The organism is Agrobacterium sp. MS2, from assembly GCF_003261015.1.
GTDB classification, from domain to species: Bacteria; Pseudomonadota; Alphaproteobacteria; order Rhizobiales; family Rhizobiaceae; genus Agrobacterium; species Agrobacterium pusense.
The window spans coordinates 150,549-167,352 of the sequence record NZ_QLNF01000012.1 but is presented as its reverse complement, the minus strand read 5'-3'; the positions used below and the strand labels follow the sequence as shown (position 1 = coordinate 167,352).

Below are 16,804 nucleotides of genomic sequence, written 5' to 3'. Positions count from 1 at the left end.
GCCTTCGATCAGGCCGCTTCACCGATGATGTCGGCGTAACCGTTGTTTTCCAGTTCCAGCGCGAGAGCCTTGTCACCCGAGCGGATGATCTTGCCCTTGTAGAGAACGTGAACGCTGTCAGGCACGATGTAGTCGAGCAGGCGCTGATAGTGGGTGATGACGACGGTGGCGCGATCCGGCGACTTCAGCGCGTTGACGCCGTCAGCCACGATCTTCAGCGCGTCGATGTCGAGACCGCTATCGGTTTCGTCGAGAACGCAGAGCTTCGGCTCCAGAAGCGCCATCTGCAGGATTTCGGCACGCTTCTTCTCACCGCCGGAGAACCCGACGTTGAGCGGACGCTTCAGCATCTCCATGTCGATCTTCAGATCGCCGGCCGCTTCCTTGACGCGGCGGATGAAATCAGGCGTCGTCAGCTCGGACTCGCCGCGCGCCTTGCGCTGCTCGTTCATCGCAACCTTCAGGAACTGCATGGTAGCGACGCCCGGAATTTCGACCGGATACTGGAAGGCAAGGAAAATGCCCTTGGCCGCACGCTCGGCAGCGTCCAGCTCCAGAATGCTCTCGCCGTTATAGAGAATGTCACCGGAGGTGACTTCATAGTCCTCACGGCCCGACAGGATGTAGGACAGCGTCGACTTGCCGGAACCGTTCGGGCCCATGATGGCCGCAACTTCACCAGCGGCAACCTTCAGGTTGAGACCCTTGATGATCTCGGTTTCGGTATCGGCGATCTTCGCGTGCAGGTCGATGATTTCAAGCATGGTATTGTTCCTGTTCATGGTGCGGTTTCAAGGACCGCCTCGTGCGCCCCATCAGGGCTTGTCTCAAATCTCTCATCTGTCATCCTCGGGCTTGACCCGAGGATCCGGGAAGTGGGTTGTCTCTGCTCAGGCCAAGGCCGTAGATCCTCGGGTTAGGCCCGAGGATGATGTCGAGCAAGGAGTTAACCGACCGAGCCTTCCAGCGAAATGCCGATCAGCTTCTGCGCTTCCACGGCAAATTCCATCGGCAGTTCCTGAATGACTTCCTTGACGAAGCCGTTGACGATCAGCGCGATCGCCGCTTCCTCGGGAATGCCGCGCTGCAGGCAATAGAACAGCTGGTCTTCGGAAATCTTCGACGTCGTCGCCTCATGCTCGAAGTGCGCGGAGGAGTTCTTCGCCTCGATGTAAGGCACGGTATGAGCGCCGCACTTGTCGCCGATCAGCAGCGAGTCGCACTGCGTGAAGTTACGCGTGTTGGTCGCCTTGCGGTGGGCCGAGACCTGGCCGCGATAGACGTTTTCCGAGAAACCGGCGGCGATGCCCTTGGCGATGATGCGGCTCGACGTGTTCTTGCCGAGATGGATCATCTTGGTGCCGCTGTCGATCTGCTGGTGACCATTGGAGACCGCGATCGAATAGAACTCGCCACGGCTGTCATCGCCGCGCAGGATGCAGGACGGGTATTTCCAGGTGATGGCCGAACCGGTCTCCACCTGCGTCCACGAGATCTTCGAGCGGTTGCCACGGCAATCGCCGCGCTTGGTCACGAAGTTGTAGATGCCGCCCTTGCCTTCCTTGTCGCCCGGATACCAGTTCTGGACGGTGGAATATTTGATTTCGGCATCATCGAGCGCCACGAGTTCAACAACGGCGGCGTGAAGCTGGTTCTCGTCGCGCTGGGGAGCGGTGCAGCCTTCCAGATAGGAGACGTAGGCACCCTCTTCGGCGATGATCAGCGTGCGCTCGAACTGGCCGGTGTTCTTCTCGTTGATGCGGAAATAGGTGGAAAGCTCCATCGGGCAACGAACGCCCTTCGGCACGAACACGAAGGAACCGTCAGTAAAGACGGCCGAGTTCAGCGTCGCATAAAAATTGTCCGTCGTCGGAACGACCGAGCCGAGATATTTCTTCACCAGCTCCGGATGCTCGCGCACGGCTTCCGAAATCGACATGAAGATCACGCCGGCCTTCGCCAGCTCCGCCTTGAAGGTGGTGACGACGGAGACGCTGTCGAACACGGCATCAACAGCGACCTGACGCTTTTCGACGCCGGCGAGGATTTCCTGTTCTTTCAGCGGAATGCCAAGCTTTTCATAGACCTTCAGCAGCTCCGGGTCGACTTCATCGAGCGACTTCGGGCCGGGGGTGCTTTTCGGCGCGGCATAATAATAGAGATCGTTGAAGTCGATCTTGGGGTAGCTGACACGCGCCCAGGTCGGCTCTTCCATCGTCAGCCAGCGCTTGTAAGCCTCAAGACGCCATTCCAGCATCCATTCCGGCTCCTGCTTCTTGGCCGAGATGAAACGGATCACCTCTTCCGAAAGACCCTTCGGGGCCTTGTCGACTTCGATATTGGTTTCGAAGCCGTATTTATACTGGTCCACATCGATCTGGCGGACCTGATCGATCGTTTCCTGAACCGCTGCCATGTCGTTCTCCAATCTCGCCGGAGCCAAGGTCCGGTGGCTTGTCAACGTATCAAGGCGGAAAGCCGCCTTATTCATCTTCGGGCAAATCGCTCCGAGCCGTCGGCCGGGGCAGAGCTTATACCCATGTAGGTGCGGGATGGCGCTTTTCACACATCCCGGCAAGCGGAAAATTGCTAATCCGCAATTCTTTGCCGCATTTTACGCGGCCTGACCGGAAAGCTTGCGCCGTCCCGCAATTTTCGCAAACGCCGCGAGCGTTCGTTCAATGTCCGCCTCGTCAGTCGCGTGGCCAATCGAAATCCGGAGCGCGCCGAGCTTGGGATCGCGCCCCATCGCGGTCAAGACATGGCTTTCGCCCACCTTGCCCGATGAGCAGGCCGACCCTGCCGACAGTGCGATACCTTCTATATCGAAGGCGATCTGCCCGGTCTCGGCCTTCAGGCCCGGAAGCGTGAAAAACGTGGTATTGGCGACGCGCGTGACATCGTCACCGTGGATGATCACATCAGGCGCGTTCACGCGCATACCGTTTTCCAGCCGCGCCCGCAGCGCGGAAAGACGCGTCGCCTCAGCCTCGACATTCCGGGAGGCAAAAGCCGCAGCGGCACCGAAACCGATGACCGACAGGGTATTTTCCGTACCCGAACGATGGCCCTTTTCCTGGCCGCCACCATGGATCAGCGGCTTCGGCATCATCACCTCGCCGCGCGAGACAAGTGCGCCGGCACCCTTCGGGCCACCGAGCTTGTGAGACGAAATCACAAGGAAATCCGCATCGAGCGCGTTGATATCGAACGGCACGCGGCCGGCAGCCTGAACAGCGTCGACAACCATCAGGCCGCCCGCCGCATGAACCAGCCGCGCCGCTTCCGCCACAGGCTGAAGGACGCCGGTTTCATTATTAACCAGCATGCAGGCGACCAGCGGCAGCCCGGACGACCTGTCATGCGAAGACAGCAACGCTTCAAGCGCGGCAAGATCAAGGACACCCGCTGACGTAACGGGAACTTCCGTTACGTCACTCTTTTCGAAACGGCCACCTTCGCGGAATGCGGGATGCTCGATGGCGGAAACATAGAGCCGGCTTACCCGAACCGGGCTGCGTCCCATCCTGAATTCCGGCACAAGCACCAGATTGGCCGCTTCCGTTGCACCGCTGGTAAAGGTCACATGCGCCGGCTCAGCGCCGCCAAGCGCCGCAACCTCCCGGCGAGCCGTCTCGACGGCGGCGCGGGCGGCACGCCCTTCGCGGTGGACGGAAGACGGATTGCCGGCAAGATCAAGCGCAGACACAAGCACCTCCCGCACGGCCGGCAGAAGCGGCGCCGTGGCGTTCCAGTCCATATATGTGCGCGTCAAAACCGTCATCGCCGAAAGGCTTCATCCAATCTTCAATGCGCGAAAACGCATTTTTCTTGAAATTACAGTTGCGCTTGCCTTATGACACCACCCGAGTGCTTTAGCACACGCAAAGTTTCGAATTATTCTAAACTGCGTTCTAGAAAAGATGACAGAGTTCGTCAAGTCTTCTCATCGGAAGAATGCGGTTGGAGAATGAAAAAACACGACCGGAGTACCAATGCCCGAAGTCATCTTTAACGGCCCTGCGGGTCGCCTCGAAGGCCGTTATCAACCCTCCAAGGAAAAGAGCGCGCCGATCGCGATCATCCTTCATCCGCACCCGCAGTTCGGCGGCACGATGAACAACCAGATCGTCTATCAGCTCTTCTATCTTTTCCAGAAGCGCGGTTTCACGACGCTCCGGTTCAACTTCCGCTCCATCGGCCGCAGCCAGGGCGAGTTCGATCACGGTGCGGGCGAGCTGTCCGATGCCGCCTCGGCGCTCGACTGGGTGCAGAGCCTGCATCCGGATTCCAAGAGCTGTTGGGTGGCGGGTTACTCCTTCGGCGCCTGGATCGGCATGCAGCTTCTGATGCGCCGCCCGGAAATCGAAGGTTTCATGTCGATTGCCCCGCAGCCGAACACCTACGACTTCTCCTTCCTTGCGCCCTGCCCGTCTTCTGGCCTCATCATCAACGGCGATTCCGACAAGGTCGCGCCCGAAAAGGACGTCAACGGCCTGGTCGAAAAGCTGAAGACGCAGAAGGGCATTCTCATCACCCACCGTACCGTCCCCGGCGCCAACCACTTCTTCAACGGCAAGGTGGATGAGCTGATGGGCGAATGCGAGGACTATCTCGACCGTCGCCTGAACGGCGAGCTTGTGCCGGAACCGGCTGCCAAGCGTATTCGGTGATTTGGGGCGTATTTAAAGCAGGCCTTGATCGACCTATTATGATCCCGGCGGGCTTGGCTTACCCCCCTCTGCCCTGCCGGGCGTCTCCCCCTCAAGGGGGGAGATCGAATCGTAGCACAACCTTTCGGCCATCTTGAACGTCCCAGCTGAGGCGAAGAGTAAGCCTCCTGCTGATCTCCCCCCTTGAGGGGGAGATGCCCGGCAGGGCAGAGGGGGGTAAGCCCCACCCGCCAACGTCATCAGCATCGCACCAAAACCCCACCCGTCACCGGCTCCTTCACCCCCGTCGTACCGGGATAGGTCAGCGGCAGCCCCTTCAGCGACCGAACGGCCAGATAGGCCCAGGCCTCCGCCTCCATCGCCCCGCCATCGAACCCCGCCTCTTCCGCCGCGATCACCCGTGCGCCGACCTTTGCGGCAAGGTCTGCAAACTCCGCCATGATCACCGGATTGAGCCGCCCGCCGCCACAGACCACATAGGTCTTCGCCGCCTCCGGCAGATAGCTTGCCGACTTCAGAATGGCGGCCCCCGTTAGATGCGCCAAAGTCCGTGCACCATCGGCCAGCGAGACCTCACCCTTTTCCGGGGGCGCAAAATCGCTGCGATCCAGCGAACGGCGAATATTACCGGAAAAGAACGGGCTTTCCATATAACGCGCCACCAGCGAGGCAACGACGCTGCCACCCGCCGCCGTCCTGCCGCCTTTGTCGAAAGCCTTGCCGGTATGCGCCTCGATCCACTGGTCGATCAGCATATTGCCGGGGCCGCTATCGAAAGCGGCAAGCTGGCCAGATTCACCGATGAAGGTGAGGTTGGAGATACCGCCGATATTGACGAAGACCGCAGGCGTCTCAAACCCGTCAGGTAGGTTGGCAGACAGCGCCATGTGGTAGGCGGGAATGAGCGGCGCGCCCTGCCCGCCATGCACCATGTCATTGGCGCGCATATCGTAGACCACGTCGATACCGGTTTCTTCAGCCAGGAAGGGTCCGTCACCGATCTGGACCGTCAGCGCATCATCAGGCCGGTGCAGCACCGTCTGGCCATGAAAACCGATGACATCGATTTCACCGGGCAGAAGCCGGTGACGATGGAGAAAGGATTTCACCGCCGCCGCATGGGCAAGCGTCAGCTTGCGCTCTGCCTCATCAAGATCTCCGGGGCGTTCGCGCCGTTCACGGATGGATTTGGCGGTGACCAGCGCCTTCTGCCAGATGGCCCGCAGACCCGGATCATAGGGAAAATAGCCGCTCGGCCCATGCCGCACCACGCTTTCGCCATCGGTACGCAGAAGCGCGATATCGATGCCGTCCATCGACGTGCCGCTCATCAGTCCGATTGCCGTTTTCACCTCGCCCACCTGCCGCTCTCCCGCAATCTCGAATCATGCTGACCTTGAATCCCGACATTCATGGCCGAAACGGGTGCACATTTCAAAAAACAATGATAAAGCCGCGACGGTCACCGGTTTTCGATGGCCGTAAAGATCAAACCAGAAAGTAAAAGGTTATGTCCAGGTTCAAGTCCGATTTCCTCCGCACGCTCGATGAGCGCGGCTTCATTCACCAGATCTCCGACGAGGCAGGTCTCGACGAATTGTTCGCCAAGGAAACCGTGACCGCCTATATCGGCTATGACCCGACGGCCTCGAGTTTGCATGTCGGCCACCTCACCCAGATCATGATGCTGCACTGGCTGCAGCAGACCGGCCACCAGCCGATCTCGCTGATGGGTGGCGGCACCGGCATGGTAGGCGACCCCTCCTTCAAGGAAGAGGCCCGCAAGCTGATGACGATCGACATGATCGAGGAGAACATCACCTCGCTCAAGCACGTCTTCGCCAACTACCTCGATTACGACCGTCCCGGCAACCCGGCGCTGATGATCAACAATGCCGACTGGCTGCGCGGATTGAACTATCTCGAATTCCTGCGTGACGTCGGCCGCCACTTCTCGGTCAACCGCATGCTGTCCTTCGACAGCGTGAAGACACGCCTCGATCGCGAGCAGTCGCTGTCCTTCCTCGAATTCAACTACATGATCCTGCAGGCCTACGATTTCGTGGAACTGAACCAGCGCACGGGGTGCCGCCTGCAGATGGGCGGCTCTGACCAGTGGGGCAACATCATCAACGGCATCGACCTGGGTCACCGCATGGGGACACCGCAGCTTTACGCGCTGACCTCTCCGCTTCTGACCACCTCCTCGGGTGCGAAGATGGGCAAGTCGGCCTCGGGCGCCGTGTGGCTGAACAAGGACCTGCTGCCGGTCTATGATTTCTGGCAATACTGGCGCAACACCGAAGATGCCGACGTCGTTCGCTTCGCCAAGCTCTTCACGACCCTGCCGATGGAAGAGATCGCCCGTCTGGCTACGCTCGGTGGATCGGAAATCAACGAGGCCAAGAAAATTCTGGCGACCGAGGTAACCGCGATCCTGCACGGCCGTGCCGCTGCGGAAGAAGCCGCGGAAACGGCGCGCAAGACCTTCGAAGAGGGCGCGCTGGCCGAAAACCTGCCTTCCATCGAGGTTCCGGCCTCCGAACTTGAAGCTGGCGTCGGCGTCCTCTCGCTCATCGTCCGCGCAGGTCTCGCCGGTTCGAATGGCGAGGCCCGCCGCCATGTTCAGGGCGGTGCGGTGAAGATCAATGATCAGGGCGTTTCCGACGAGCGCCAGATGATCGGCACCGGCGAAGTGACCGGTGACGGCGTCATCAAGCTGTCGGTAGGCAAGAAGAAGCACGTGCTGGTTCGCCCGGCCTGACGCCCACACCGAACCTGTCATTGAGGGCCGCGAAAGCGGCCCTTTTTACTGGAACTCGAAAATCTGCCTGAAAACACCGGGCGCAATCAGCGACAGCGGGTTGATCGTCAGCTTCGGCTGGTCCGTCTGGCCGGAAAGCTTGAAGGTAATGCCGAGCAGGCCGCGGTCGCGCCCGTTGCCGAGGAAGATGCCGATAAAGGGCAACTCGCCGAACAGCCGGTTCAGCCCGTAGGCGGGCATGAAGGTGCCGGTCATGTCCATGCGGCCATTCTGATCCTTCAGCAGCCCCTGAAACGTTGCGCCGATCTGTTCACCGCGCACAACCCCGTTTTCCACCGCGATCGAACCGTTGACATACACAACCCGAGCAAAGCCGCGCTGGAACTTCTCCGAACTGACATCGATATTGCGGCGGACCGCATTGTTGAGGCTCCTGCCATCCTCGCCCGTGGGCGTTGCGACGATGTCCTGCAACTTGGCCTCATTGACCACGGAGAAATTGCGCAGATCCAGCGAGCCGCTCCAGTCGCTGCCATTGGCGGTCGTCAGTGCGAGGTTGAGAAGGCCGCCACGAATGCGGCTGTAGATATTGGCAAACCGCGCGAGCGAACCCGCATCGCTGCTGGTCAATGTCACAGTCCCCGTCGCGCCGCGATTGGTGGTCTGCGCGACCACCGCCTGTCCGTTGCCGGTCACGCCGCGAAAATCGATCGAGCGCACCTTGCCGTCACGCACGCTGACATCGGAATTGACATTGGCAAGGATCTCATCGTTGAACCCGTAGACCTTGTCGAACTGCGCCTTGATGGAAAGAGATGGCTGCGAACGAGACGTACCATCGCCACCGCCGGCGGGACTGCGCAGCTTCGACAGGAAAGGCCTTAGATCCGCGGATTTTCCGGAAGCATTGATAATATAGCCGTTTTTCGAAGCAGCTAACGAAACGGCATAATTATCGGAGGGCGAAAGCTGCACGCGGCTGAGATCGGCCGAGATCAGACCGCTCTTGTTGAAGGCAATGTCGCCGGCGGCGCCGAAACCATCGCCATCGAGGGAAAAATCCGTGATTGCGGTGCGACCGTCCGCCACTTCCATGCTAAAGGCGGCTTTTGCCGGAATGCCGATGCCCTTGCTCCAGCCAAGCCCCGGAAGAATGATCGACGCCTTGGTCAGATCGAGCCGTACGTCCTGGCGTTTGGCATCGGCACCGTCGATCTCCAAAACGGTTGTGCCGCCGAGAACCGAGGACAGCTCCGGCGCGAGTTTGGCGACCTGTGTTTCGGTCAACGTGGCCTTCAGGGACAGGGTGGGAGCCACACCGCTGTTCTTGCGCACGGGCTCCGTCATCTCGATATCCATCGGCACGTCATCGACGCGGCCTTTGCCCTGAAGCAGGAGCTGACGGTCGTTCAACGTCATGAAGCCGTCCAGCGCCGTGACCTTGTGGCCGGCGAAGGGTTTCGTCAGCGACAGGTTTTTCAGATCGAGATCGGCCGTCCACACCGGCGGAGGCGGGTTCTGGCTGGAAAGCAGGCCGATGGTCAGTTTCGCATTGGCTTGCACATCGCCGGCGAAATCCTCCGGCTTGAACTGCGTGTCCTTGAGCGCGTTGATCGGCTTCAGTGTCGCAAGCTCCGCTACGGCGTCTGCGGAGCCCGATACGCTGAGTTCGAGATTTCCAAGCAGAGGCTTGTCATAAACCGAGGAAATCACGAACCGGCTGTTCTCAAGCGCCAGCGAACGGTTGGACGGGAAATAGGACGTCGCCCGCTTGATTTCGACGGCCATCTTGCCGCCTACGAGATCGAAATGCGCATCGACATCACGCAGGGGCGGAATGTCGCCGGTGGTGTTGAGACGCGTATCGTCAATGTCGAAACGAATCTGCATTTCGCTCTCGCCGAGCACCAGCGGGCAACCGGGACCGCACATCCGGCCCTGCGGGATGAAGATTGCGATCGAGCCATTGGTGACCGTGCCGCCATAAAGATTGGAAACCACCCAGTCGCGCGGCTTGTGCGCCATCCAGAAAGGCCAGAGCTGCTTGACCGCCGTGGCCTCCATCTTCGGTATCTGTCCGCCGAAGCTGATTTCGGGCGACCCTTCGCCGAACCGCATTTTCAGCGATCCCGCCATGTCTCCGAGTGGGCTCGTGACATAAAGCGATGAAACGTCGAGTTGCTTCGTCGCAGCCGTGAAGTGACCGTCCGCCTTCAGGCTGAAAGGAACCGGGGCCTCGCCCGAGGCTTCGGACGAAGCAACCGCATCGTCGATGCGGAGGGACAGACCAAAACCCTCCTCCGTATCGCTGATTACGCCGGCGACCGGAATGATCGTACGTCCAAGTTCCACCCGCGAGTTGTCGATGACAAGCGTGCTTTTTGCGAAATCGTAGCGCGCGTTCACAGTGCCGGCCGTGAAGGGCTGGGCCTCGCCGCCGATCCGAAGCGTGCCGTTACCGAGGCCGAGCGAGATGTCGAGACGCGGCTCCTGCCCCTCCTTGGCCCGGCGGGCAACGATGTTGATGCCCGTCTTGACATTCAGCCCCTCATGGAGGTTTCCGTCCGGATCGTATTTTTCCAGAAACGGGCCAATGTCGAAGCCATCGATACGGGCCTGGAAACCGTCGATCACGCCGCCCGCACCTGAGGTCTTGAGTGACACGCTGGCGATTTCGCCGTTGAACAGCGTTTCCCCGTCAAGCGAATAGCCGCCCTGCTGGTCTGGCGTCAGCGACAGTTCCCGCACCTCGATGGTGCGCGGCTTTCCCAGTTCGCCCGGCGGCAGATGAACGGAAACGCTGGAAATATCGATTTCCTCGGTTCCGCTGCTCAGGAAAGCCTGTGCCAGCTTGTCGAGCTGCCCGAAGGCTTCCTGCAATTGCAGCGGCACGGCGTCGAGCTTGACGCTGGCAAGATCGAACCCGTTGCCCTTGGGCAAAAGCGCCGTATCCAGCTCCATCCCGTCGGCTTCTAGGCTCTCCACCGACACGCGACCCGCCAGAAGCGCGAGGGGATCGAGCGCCATGCCGATCGCCCGCGCCCTGCTCAGATGCTGGCCGGATTCCTTCTCGACGATATCCACATCCTCCGCCACCAGCGCAAGGCGCAGTCCGGTGGAGAACCTAATCGCCGATGATCCGATTCGCGCGCTGTAATGCGGTCCGAGCGCCCGTTCCAGCGCCTGCTGCGCCTGGCTGGACAGCGCATTGTCAATCGAACCGGTCTCGACGGAAAGAATGATGCCGCCGATGGAGAAGAAGGCGAGCACGAAAAGAGCCGCGAAAACCTTGAGGAAAGCACGCGCCATGGAACGCGGCGGCGGGCAATGCACGATGATGGGATCCTCGGCCTGAGCCGAAGGCAGATCGTGCAGCGCAACGATATCGCGCCTGCCGAACTTGACCTTTTCACCCCTGACTTCAGCCATACGCCCGTATTTGCCCCTGAATAGCTTTTGTTTCGCCGCAACACCGGAGCGGGATGGCGAAAAGTGTAAGCGGTCCTCGTCTGGAATCCCGCTCAAATTCCTTAACCCGGATCACGGTTGGGATTTGAGGTCGAAACGATCTGAAATCCCAATCGTGATCTGGACGACGCGCGGTTTCGCTATATATCGAATGTGGCAACTTTCACTCAACATCCCGGCGAAAGAAAGGTAGATTATGACAGACTTGACGATTGGCGGCCCGGCTCCCGATTTCACTTTGCCCCGCAACGGTGAAGGGACGGTGACATTGTCCAAACTCCAAGGCAAGGCCGTCGTTCTTTATTTCTACCCCAAGGACGACACGTCCGGCTGCACCGCCGAAGCGATCGATTTCAGCGCGCTGGGCGGTGAATTCGAAGCGGCCAACACGGTTGTCATCGGCATTTCGCCCGACAGCGTCAAAAGCCACGACAAGTTTGCGGCAAAACATTCGCTTTCCGTCATGCTCGCGTCTGACGAGGAGAGGAAGGTTCTGGAAGCCTATGGCGTCTGGAAGGAAAAAAGCATGTATGGGAAAAAATACATGGGTGTCGAACGCACTACATTCCTCGTTGGACCGGACGGCAAGATCGCGGAGATCTGGAACAAGGTGAAGGTCGCCGGCCATGCCCAGGCCGTTCTCGACGCAGCGAAGAAACTCTGAGGGGCCAACCCGTTGTGATGCCCCCGTTCAAAATCATGTCGCTGCGCGGTGGTGCGACGGATGCTATCGCAAGCGCCGATCTCGACAGGAAGACCGCGCTCGCACAGGAGACGGCGACACGGTGGTTCGAGCGCCGCCTGTCGCTGCGCTCTCCGCTGGACCCGCCCCTGCCAGAGCGCCCGGGCAGGCCGGAAAAGCCGGAACTCGTTCCGCCGACCGCAGTGGAACGCCGCTCGCTTCACAGCGTCAAGGGCCGTATCGCGCTGCTGCACGCCATTGCCCATATCGAACTCAACGCCGTCGATCTCGCGCTCGACATTGTCGCCCGTTATGCCAGCGAGCCGGTGCCGCACTCCTTTTTCGATGGCTGGATGCAGGTCGCCTTCGAGGAGGCAAAACATTTCCGGCTGGTGCGCGACCGGCTGAGAAGCCTCAGTGCCGACTATGGCGATCTGCCCGCCCATGACGGGCTGTGGCAGGCGGCGCATTCCACCCGCAACGATCTCACCGCACGGCTTGCCGTCGTGCCGCTCATCCTCGAAGCGCGCGGACTGGACGTCACCCCTTCCCTGCAGGCGAAGATGCGCGAAACCGGCGATCTGGAAAGCGCTGCCGTTCTGGACGTCATCTATAATGACGAAAAGGGCCACGTCGCCATCGGTGCAAAATGGTTCCGGTTCCTCTGTGCCCGTGAGAAGAAGGATCCGGCCGCGACCTTCAGGCTACTGGTGCGCGCCAATTTCCGCGGCCCTTTGAAACCGCCCTTTAATGACCTTGCCCGCGCCGAGGCCGGCCTGACGCCATCCTTTTACCGCTCGCTCACATCCGTCAGCCAGTAGCCGACGCTGCCGAAACGCCACTCCGGCAAAACTTCGTTAACCTTAACGAATTATGATTTCCTTCAAGAAATCGGCCAGTCCGGAGAGAGATTGTGACTGATACGGCGGAAAACCGGGTATTTGGCAAAAAGCGTGAGCCGCACGTGCTCATTCTCGCGCGCGGCGACAAGGTGCGGCACATGACCATCCGGCCCTGGATGGCGGCGCTTGCCGGCTGCACGATCGGCCTTTTTTCGCTCGGTTATCTCGGCGCCACCGGCTACCTTATCCTGCGGGACGACCTGATCGGCGCGACAATGGCGCGCCAGACCCGCATTCAGAACGATTACGAAGACCGCATCGCAGCCCTGAGAGCCCAGGTGGACCGCGTCACCTCCAGGCAGTTGCTGGATCAGCAGGTCGTTGAAAAGAAAGTGGAAAAGCTTCTGCAACAGCAGGCGGCGCTGACCTCGCGGCACGGCCGCATGAGCGAACTGTTGGAACGCGCGGAAAACTCCGGCGTCGCGACGTCGCCGACAGCACCCTCGTCCCTTTCAAACGCCATGGCGCCGGAAAAACGCGCCGATCTGTCGGGCGGTCTCTCGGCGATCGAAAAGCTGATGACATCGCGCCCACCACAGCCGGAACAACCCACCGCTAACGACAGACGTGCTGCTTACCAGCCGGAAGGCGGCGAGACGCCCTCGGACCGCGCCGATCGCGTATTTTCAAAGGTAACTCTGTCGCTGAAGGACATCGAGCGCCAGCAGATATCGCGGATAGCGCAACTGACGAGCGACGCCGAAGACAAGGCGAGTGCGATGCAGGACATTATCCGCCAGGCCGGGCTCAAGATCGATGAGAGCGGCACCGCCGACATTGGCGGACCCTATGCGGAACCAGAGCGCGGCGAAACCGATCCCTTCAGCCTGTCGCTGACCAATCTCGACACCGCTCTCAACCGGCTGGACGTCGTCAGGGAAACGGCGACGACCCTGCCCTTCGGCAACCCGGCACCCGGCAGGGCGATCACCAGTCGATTCGGCAATCGGATGGATCCGTTTCTCGGCCGCCCGGCGCTACATACCGGCATCGATTTTCGTGCCGAGACCGGCGCCGACGTCAAATCCACCGGCGCGGGAAAGGTGACGGTGGCGGAAAATTCCGGCGGTTACGGCAATATGGTCGAGATCGATCACGGCCAGGGCGTGTCGACCCGATTCGGCCATCTCTCCGCCATTCTGGTCAAGGCCGGCGACCGGGTCGAAGCCGGCGACGTAATCGGCCGCGCCGGCAGCACCGGCCGCTCCACCGGTCCGCACGTGCATTATGAAGTGCGCCGCAACGATACGCCCGTGGATCCGATGCGGTTTCTGATCGCCGGGGCAGAGCTTAAAACCTATTTGAAATAGCGTCCCGGTTTTAACGCTTTTTTTGCTCTTTTAACAATAAATCCCGAAAAACCACGCCTGAGGCTTAAAAGCCCAGCCGCGAGCGGCACGTTTAACGCGCCTTTCCCGTTGTTTCCTTGACTTTCCGGCAATTTGGGCCTATCCCCGCGCCAAGTCTTTGCAAGTGCCGTCGCGGCACGCAGGTGTTCTTACCGAACCAGAACGGAAAAAGTTCTTCCTTTGACAACATTCTCTGATCTTGGCCTGAGCCAAAAAGTTCTTTCCGCTATTGCAGATGCCGGCTACACGACGCCGACACCCATTCAGGCTGGCGCCATTCCGCCGGCGCTGGAAAAGCGTGATATCTGCGGTATCGCACAGACCGGCACGGGCAAAACCGCGTCATTCGTTCTGCCGATGCTGACCCTGCTTGAGAAGGGCCGCGCACGCGCCAGAATGCCGCGCACGCTGATCCTCGAGCCGACGCGCGAGCTTGCGGCACAGGTGGCGGAGAATTTCGAGAAATACGGCAAGAATCACAAGCTGAACGTCGCCCTCCTGATCGGCGGTGTTTCCTTCGAAGACCAGGACCGCAAGCTGGAACGTGGCGCCGATGTGCTGATCTGCACCCCTGGCCGCCTTCTTGACCATTGCGAACGCGGCAAGCTGCTGATGACCGGCGTGGAAATCCTTGTCATCGACGAAGCCGACCGTATGCTCGACATGGGCTTCATTCCTGACATCGAGCGCATCGCCAAGATGATCCCCTTCACCCGCCAGACGCTGTTCTTCTCGGCCACCATGCCGCCGGAAATACAGAAGCTGGCTGATCGCTTCCTGCAGAACCCCGTCCGTGTCGAGGTCGCCAAGCCCTCCTCTACTGCAAAGACCGTTGCCCAGCGCATCGTCGCCGCCCATAACAAGGACTACGAAAAGCGCGCCGTCCTGCGCGATCTCGTCCGTGCCGAAGAGGCTGAACTCAAGAACGCTATCATCTTCTGCAACCGCAAGAAGGATGTGGCCGATCTTTTCCGTTCGCTCGACCGCCACGGCTTTTCCGTCGGCGCGCTGCATGGCGACATGGACCAGCGTTCGCGCACGACGATGCTGCAGAACTTCAAGGACGGCAATCTGAAGCTGCTCGTCGCCTCGGACGTCGCCGCACGCGGGCTTGATATCCCCGATGTCAGCCACGTCTTCAACTTCGACATTCCCATTCATTCGGAAGACTATGTTCACCGCATCGGCCGCACCGGCCGTGCGGGCCGCTCGGGCAAGGCTTTCACCATCGTCACCAGAAGCGACACCAAATATCTCGACGCCATCGAAAAGCTGATCGGCGAAAAGATAGAGTGGCTGAACGGTGATCTCTCCACCCTCCCCGCGCCGATGGAAAGCTTTGAAAGCAATTCCGGCCGTCGGGGCAAGGAACGGGGCGGCAGAGGCCGCGACCGTAACCGCCGGGACGCCGCACCGGTCGAAAACATCAATCAGGGCGCACAATCCGCTGCGGACGCAGATATCGCGGCTCATGGAGACGACAAGGTGAAAGCAGAACGCAAGCAGGAAAAGGCCCCGCGCAATTCCGACCGCAACAGTCGCAATCCGCTGCACGCCAATGACGACAACCGCGACCGTCGCCGCCACTATCGCGACCATGACGATGGCCCGACACCGGTTGGCTTCGGCGATGACATTCCCGCCTTCATGCTGATCGTGGCCAACGCCAAGGCCTGACCACAGCAATGGACACGATGACGTCGACCATCAAGCCGGGCGTCGATTTTCCGGGCGTCGGCGTGGGCCTTGTCATTTTGCGTGAAGGCCGCCTCCTTTTATGCCGGCGCATGAAAGCGCCGGAAGCCGGGTATTGGAGCATCCCTGGCGGCAAAGTCGATCATCTCGAAACGTCGCTAGCCGCGGCGCGGCGCGAAGCCGAGGAAGAGACCGGGCTTACGATCGGCCACGTCGAATTTCTCTGCCATAGCGAATTTATCGACGCAGTGGACCGCCATCACTGGGTCTCCCTGATCTTCGTCACCCGCGACACAACGGGTCAGCCCTCGCTTACGGAGCCGGATAAGCTCTCCGCCATCGACTGGTTCGATCTCGACAAACTTCCTGAGCCGATCTCCGCCTTTGCAAAGGACGCTCTGGCCGCCCTGAAATAATGCTGGGGCAGCCCCAGGCGTCGAATAATGACGTGGGATGCGGAATTTTCACAATCGAAAACGGCGGATCAGATTGGGTCGAAGCCAGAATTTCGGACAACGGCACGCTTAATCCACGCCATTTCTTTTCTGGAACGCTTATCGCGAGAGAATGGCTTTGCGTAAAGTTCTCCGAATTCAATTTTAAATTGCTTAAATTAGAGCCATGTAAAAAACCGCCCCAGTTTCCTGAAGCGGTTTATACGTAATAAAAAAAATAGAATATAGAAGCGAATATAGTCTGGCAGTGCTTATAATCGGAACACTTTCCGAGGCTTTTTACAGCCAATTTCAGTCGTCCCCTGAAACAATTCCATCTAAGCTAATCATTTACTTTCCGTCAAGCAAATCTTCTCGCAAATGCGAAAAAAACATGGCGAAAAAGAGGTGGGGAATTAGAAGGTTTCTATATTAAACTTAGATATCAATAAATTACAGATATGAAAATAAAATGTGCAGATTTATGACGTGCACTGCAAAAGGCATAATCAGCAACAAGGCCTTCGCTGGAGTGTGCTTATACGCGCCACTTGTAATAGTTTTATGAAGTAAAACGGCACGTGGCGGACTTATGAAATACTTCTTCAGTAAAGCGGTACAGAAAGAAGATATCGGGGCGAAAAAGAGCAGCGCTGCGGTATGGCCGCGAGGCACCATTATCGGCCGACGGCAACAACCACAAGATGCCGCGTCCATCTCGGCATTCGGATCGCCCGACATCGAAGCCAAGCCGCCGCAGTCCAGGCGCCGGCGTGCGATTATGATGGACGACCGGCGATTTTTCCTTTGGAAAACCGATTGGTGCCGATAAACATC

General features: G+C 59.5%; 13 protein-coding genes. 8 read left to right on the top strand and 5 right to left on the bottom strand.

Features of this window, described 5'->3' with window-relative positions:
* Positions 1–8 precede the first annotated feature (8 nt).
* The 3 genes from sufC to DOU54_RS05430 all read right to left on the bottom strand — a co-directional run bounded on the left by sufC (position 9) and on the right by DOU54_RS05430 (position 3,784).
* Entirely contained in the window at positions 9–764 is a 756-nt protein-coding gene (sufC, locus tag DOU54_RS05440; protein ID WP_003522658.1) for a Fe-S cluster assembly ATPase SufC, read from the bottom strand.
* Between the two features lie 182 nt (positions 765–946).
* Positions 947–2,416 (bottom strand): Fe-S cluster assembly protein SufB, encoded by a 1,470-nt coding sequence (gene sufB, locus DOU54_RS05435; RefSeq protein ID WP_006698793.1) that lies wholly within the window; start codon positions 2,414–2,416, stop codon positions 947–949.
* A gap of 198 nt (positions 2,417–2,614) precedes the next feature.
* The gene (locus DOU54_RS05430; RefSeq protein WP_113381336.1) at positions 2,615–3,784 is read right to left on the bottom strand and encodes a cysteine desulfurase family protein; all 1,170 of its coding nucleotides are present in this window, start codon (positions 3,782–3,784) and stop codon (positions 2,615–2,617) included.
* A 211-nt stretch (positions 3,785–3,995) separates the two neighbouring features.
* Between DOU54_RS05430 and DOU54_RS05425 the strand changes: the two genes are divergently transcribed.
* The gene (locus DOU54_RS05425) at positions 3,996–4,673 is read left to right on the top strand and encodes an alpha/beta hydrolase (protein ID WP_003522662.1); all 678 of its coding nucleotides are present in this window, start codon (positions 3,996–3,998) and stop codon (positions 4,671–4,673) included.
* A 239-nt stretch (positions 4,674–4,912) separates the two neighbouring features.
* Here DOU54_RS05425 and DOU54_RS05415 read toward each other — a convergent pair whose 3' ends face one another.
* Positions 4,913–6,034, bottom strand: a complete 1,122-nt coding sequence (locus DOU54_RS05415; protein ID WP_113381335.1) for an anhydro-N-acetylmuramic acid kinase — start codon at positions 6,032–6,034, stop codon at positions 4,913–4,915.
* 149 nt (positions 6,035–6,183) lie between these two features.
* Between DOU54_RS05415 and tyrS the strand changes: the two genes are divergently transcribed.
* Complete coding sequence (tyrS, locus tag DOU54_RS05410; protein WP_113381334.1) at positions 6,184–7,437, top strand: tyrosine--tRNA ligase; 1,254 nt, start codon at positions 6,184–6,186, stop codon at positions 7,435–7,437.
* A gap of 45 nt (positions 7,438–7,482) precedes the next feature.
* Here tyrS and DOU54_RS05405 read toward each other — a convergent pair whose 3' ends face one another.
* Complete coding sequence (locus DOU54_RS05405) at positions 7,483–10,866, bottom strand: YhdP family protein (RefSeq protein WP_113730932.1); 3,384 nt, start codon at positions 10,864–10,866, stop codon at positions 7,483–7,485.
* A gap of 235 nt (positions 10,867–11,101) precedes the next feature.
* On the opposite strand from DOU54_RS05405, the gene bcp reads away from it, so the two are divergent.
* From bcp to DOU54_RS05370, 6 genes are all read left to right on the top strand, one after another.
* Positions 11,102–11,569: a thioredoxin-dependent thiol peroxidase gene (gene bcp, locus DOU54_RS05400; RefSeq protein WP_004442409.1), complete on the top strand. Its 468-nt coding sequence runs from the start codon at positions 11,102–11,104 to the stop codon at positions 11,567–11,569.
* A 17-nt stretch (positions 11,570–11,586) separates the two neighbouring features.
* A complete protein-coding gene (locus DOU54_RS05395; RefSeq protein ID WP_113381332.1) occupies positions 11,587–12,408 on the top strand; it encodes a ferritin-like domain-containing protein in 822 nt (273 codons plus the stop codon).
* A gap of 92 nt (positions 12,409–12,500) precedes the next feature.
* A complete protein-coding gene (locus tag DOU54_RS05390) occupies positions 12,501–13,799 on the top strand; it encodes a M23 family metallopeptidase (RefSeq protein WP_113381331.1) in 1,299 nt (432 codons plus the stop codon).
* 219 nt (positions 13,800–14,018) lie between these two features.
* Positions 14,019–15,515: a DEAD/DEAH box helicase gene (locus DOU54_RS05385; RefSeq protein ID WP_006698787.1), complete on the top strand. Its 1,497-nt coding sequence runs from the start codon at positions 14,019–14,021 to the stop codon at positions 15,513–15,515.
* Positions 15,516–15,523: 8 nt separating this feature from the next.
* Positions 15,524–15,949 carry an NUDIX domain-containing protein gene (locus DOU54_RS05380; protein ID WP_113381330.1) on the top strand — a complete coding sequence of 142 codons (426 nt, stop codon included), beginning with the start codon at positions 15,524–15,526 and terminating at the stop codon, positions 15,947–15,949.
* 610 nt (positions 15,950–16,559) lie between these two features.
* Positions 16,560–16,799, top strand: coding sequence for a hypothetical protein (locus DOU54_RS05370; RefSeq protein WP_081093404.1), 240 nt, complete (start codon positions 16,560–16,562; stop codon positions 16,797–16,799).
* Positions 16,800–16,804: the final 5 nt, after the last annotated feature.

Bases quoted from the DNA above. Each gene is read 5' to 3' on its own strand.
- sufC (WP_003522658.1), bottom strand. From the start codon at position 764: ATGCTTGAAATCATCGACCTGCACGCGAAGATCGCCGATACCGAAACC.
- sufB (WP_006698793.1), bottom strand. From the start codon at position 2,416: ATGGCAGCGGTTCAGGAAACGATCGATCAGGTCCGCCAGATCGATGTG.
- DOU54_RS05430 (WP_113381336.1), bottom strand. From the start codon at position 3,784: ATGACGGTTTTGACGCGCACATATATGGACTGGAACGCCACGGCGCCG.
- DOU54_RS05425 (WP_003522662.1), top strand. From the start codon at position 3,996: ATGCCCGAAGTCATCTTTAACGGCCCTGCGGGTCGCCTCGAAGGCCGT.
- tyrS (WP_113381334.1), top strand. From the start codon at position 6,184: ATGTCCAGGTTCAAGTCCGATTTCCTCCGCACGCTCGATGAGCGCGGC.
- DOU54_RS05405 (WP_113730932.1), bottom strand. From the start codon at position 10,866: ATGGCTGAAGTCAGGGGTGAAAAGGTCAAGTTCGGCAGGCGCGATATC.
- bcp (WP_004442409.1), top strand. From the start codon at position 11,102: ATGACAGACTTGACGATTGGCGGCCCGGCTCCCGATTTCACTTTGCCC.
- DOU54_RS05395 (WP_113381332.1), top strand. From the start codon at position 11,587: ATGCCCCCGTTCAAAATCATGTCGCTGCGCGGTGGTGCGACGGATGCT.
- DOU54_RS05380 (WP_113381330.1), top strand. From the start codon at position 15,524: ATGGACACGATGACGTCGACCATCAAGCCGGGCGTCGATTTTCCGGGC.
- DOU54_RS05370 (WP_081093404.1), top strand. From the start codon at position 16,560: ATGAAATACTTCTTCAGTAAAGCGGTACAGAAAGAAGATATCGGGGCG.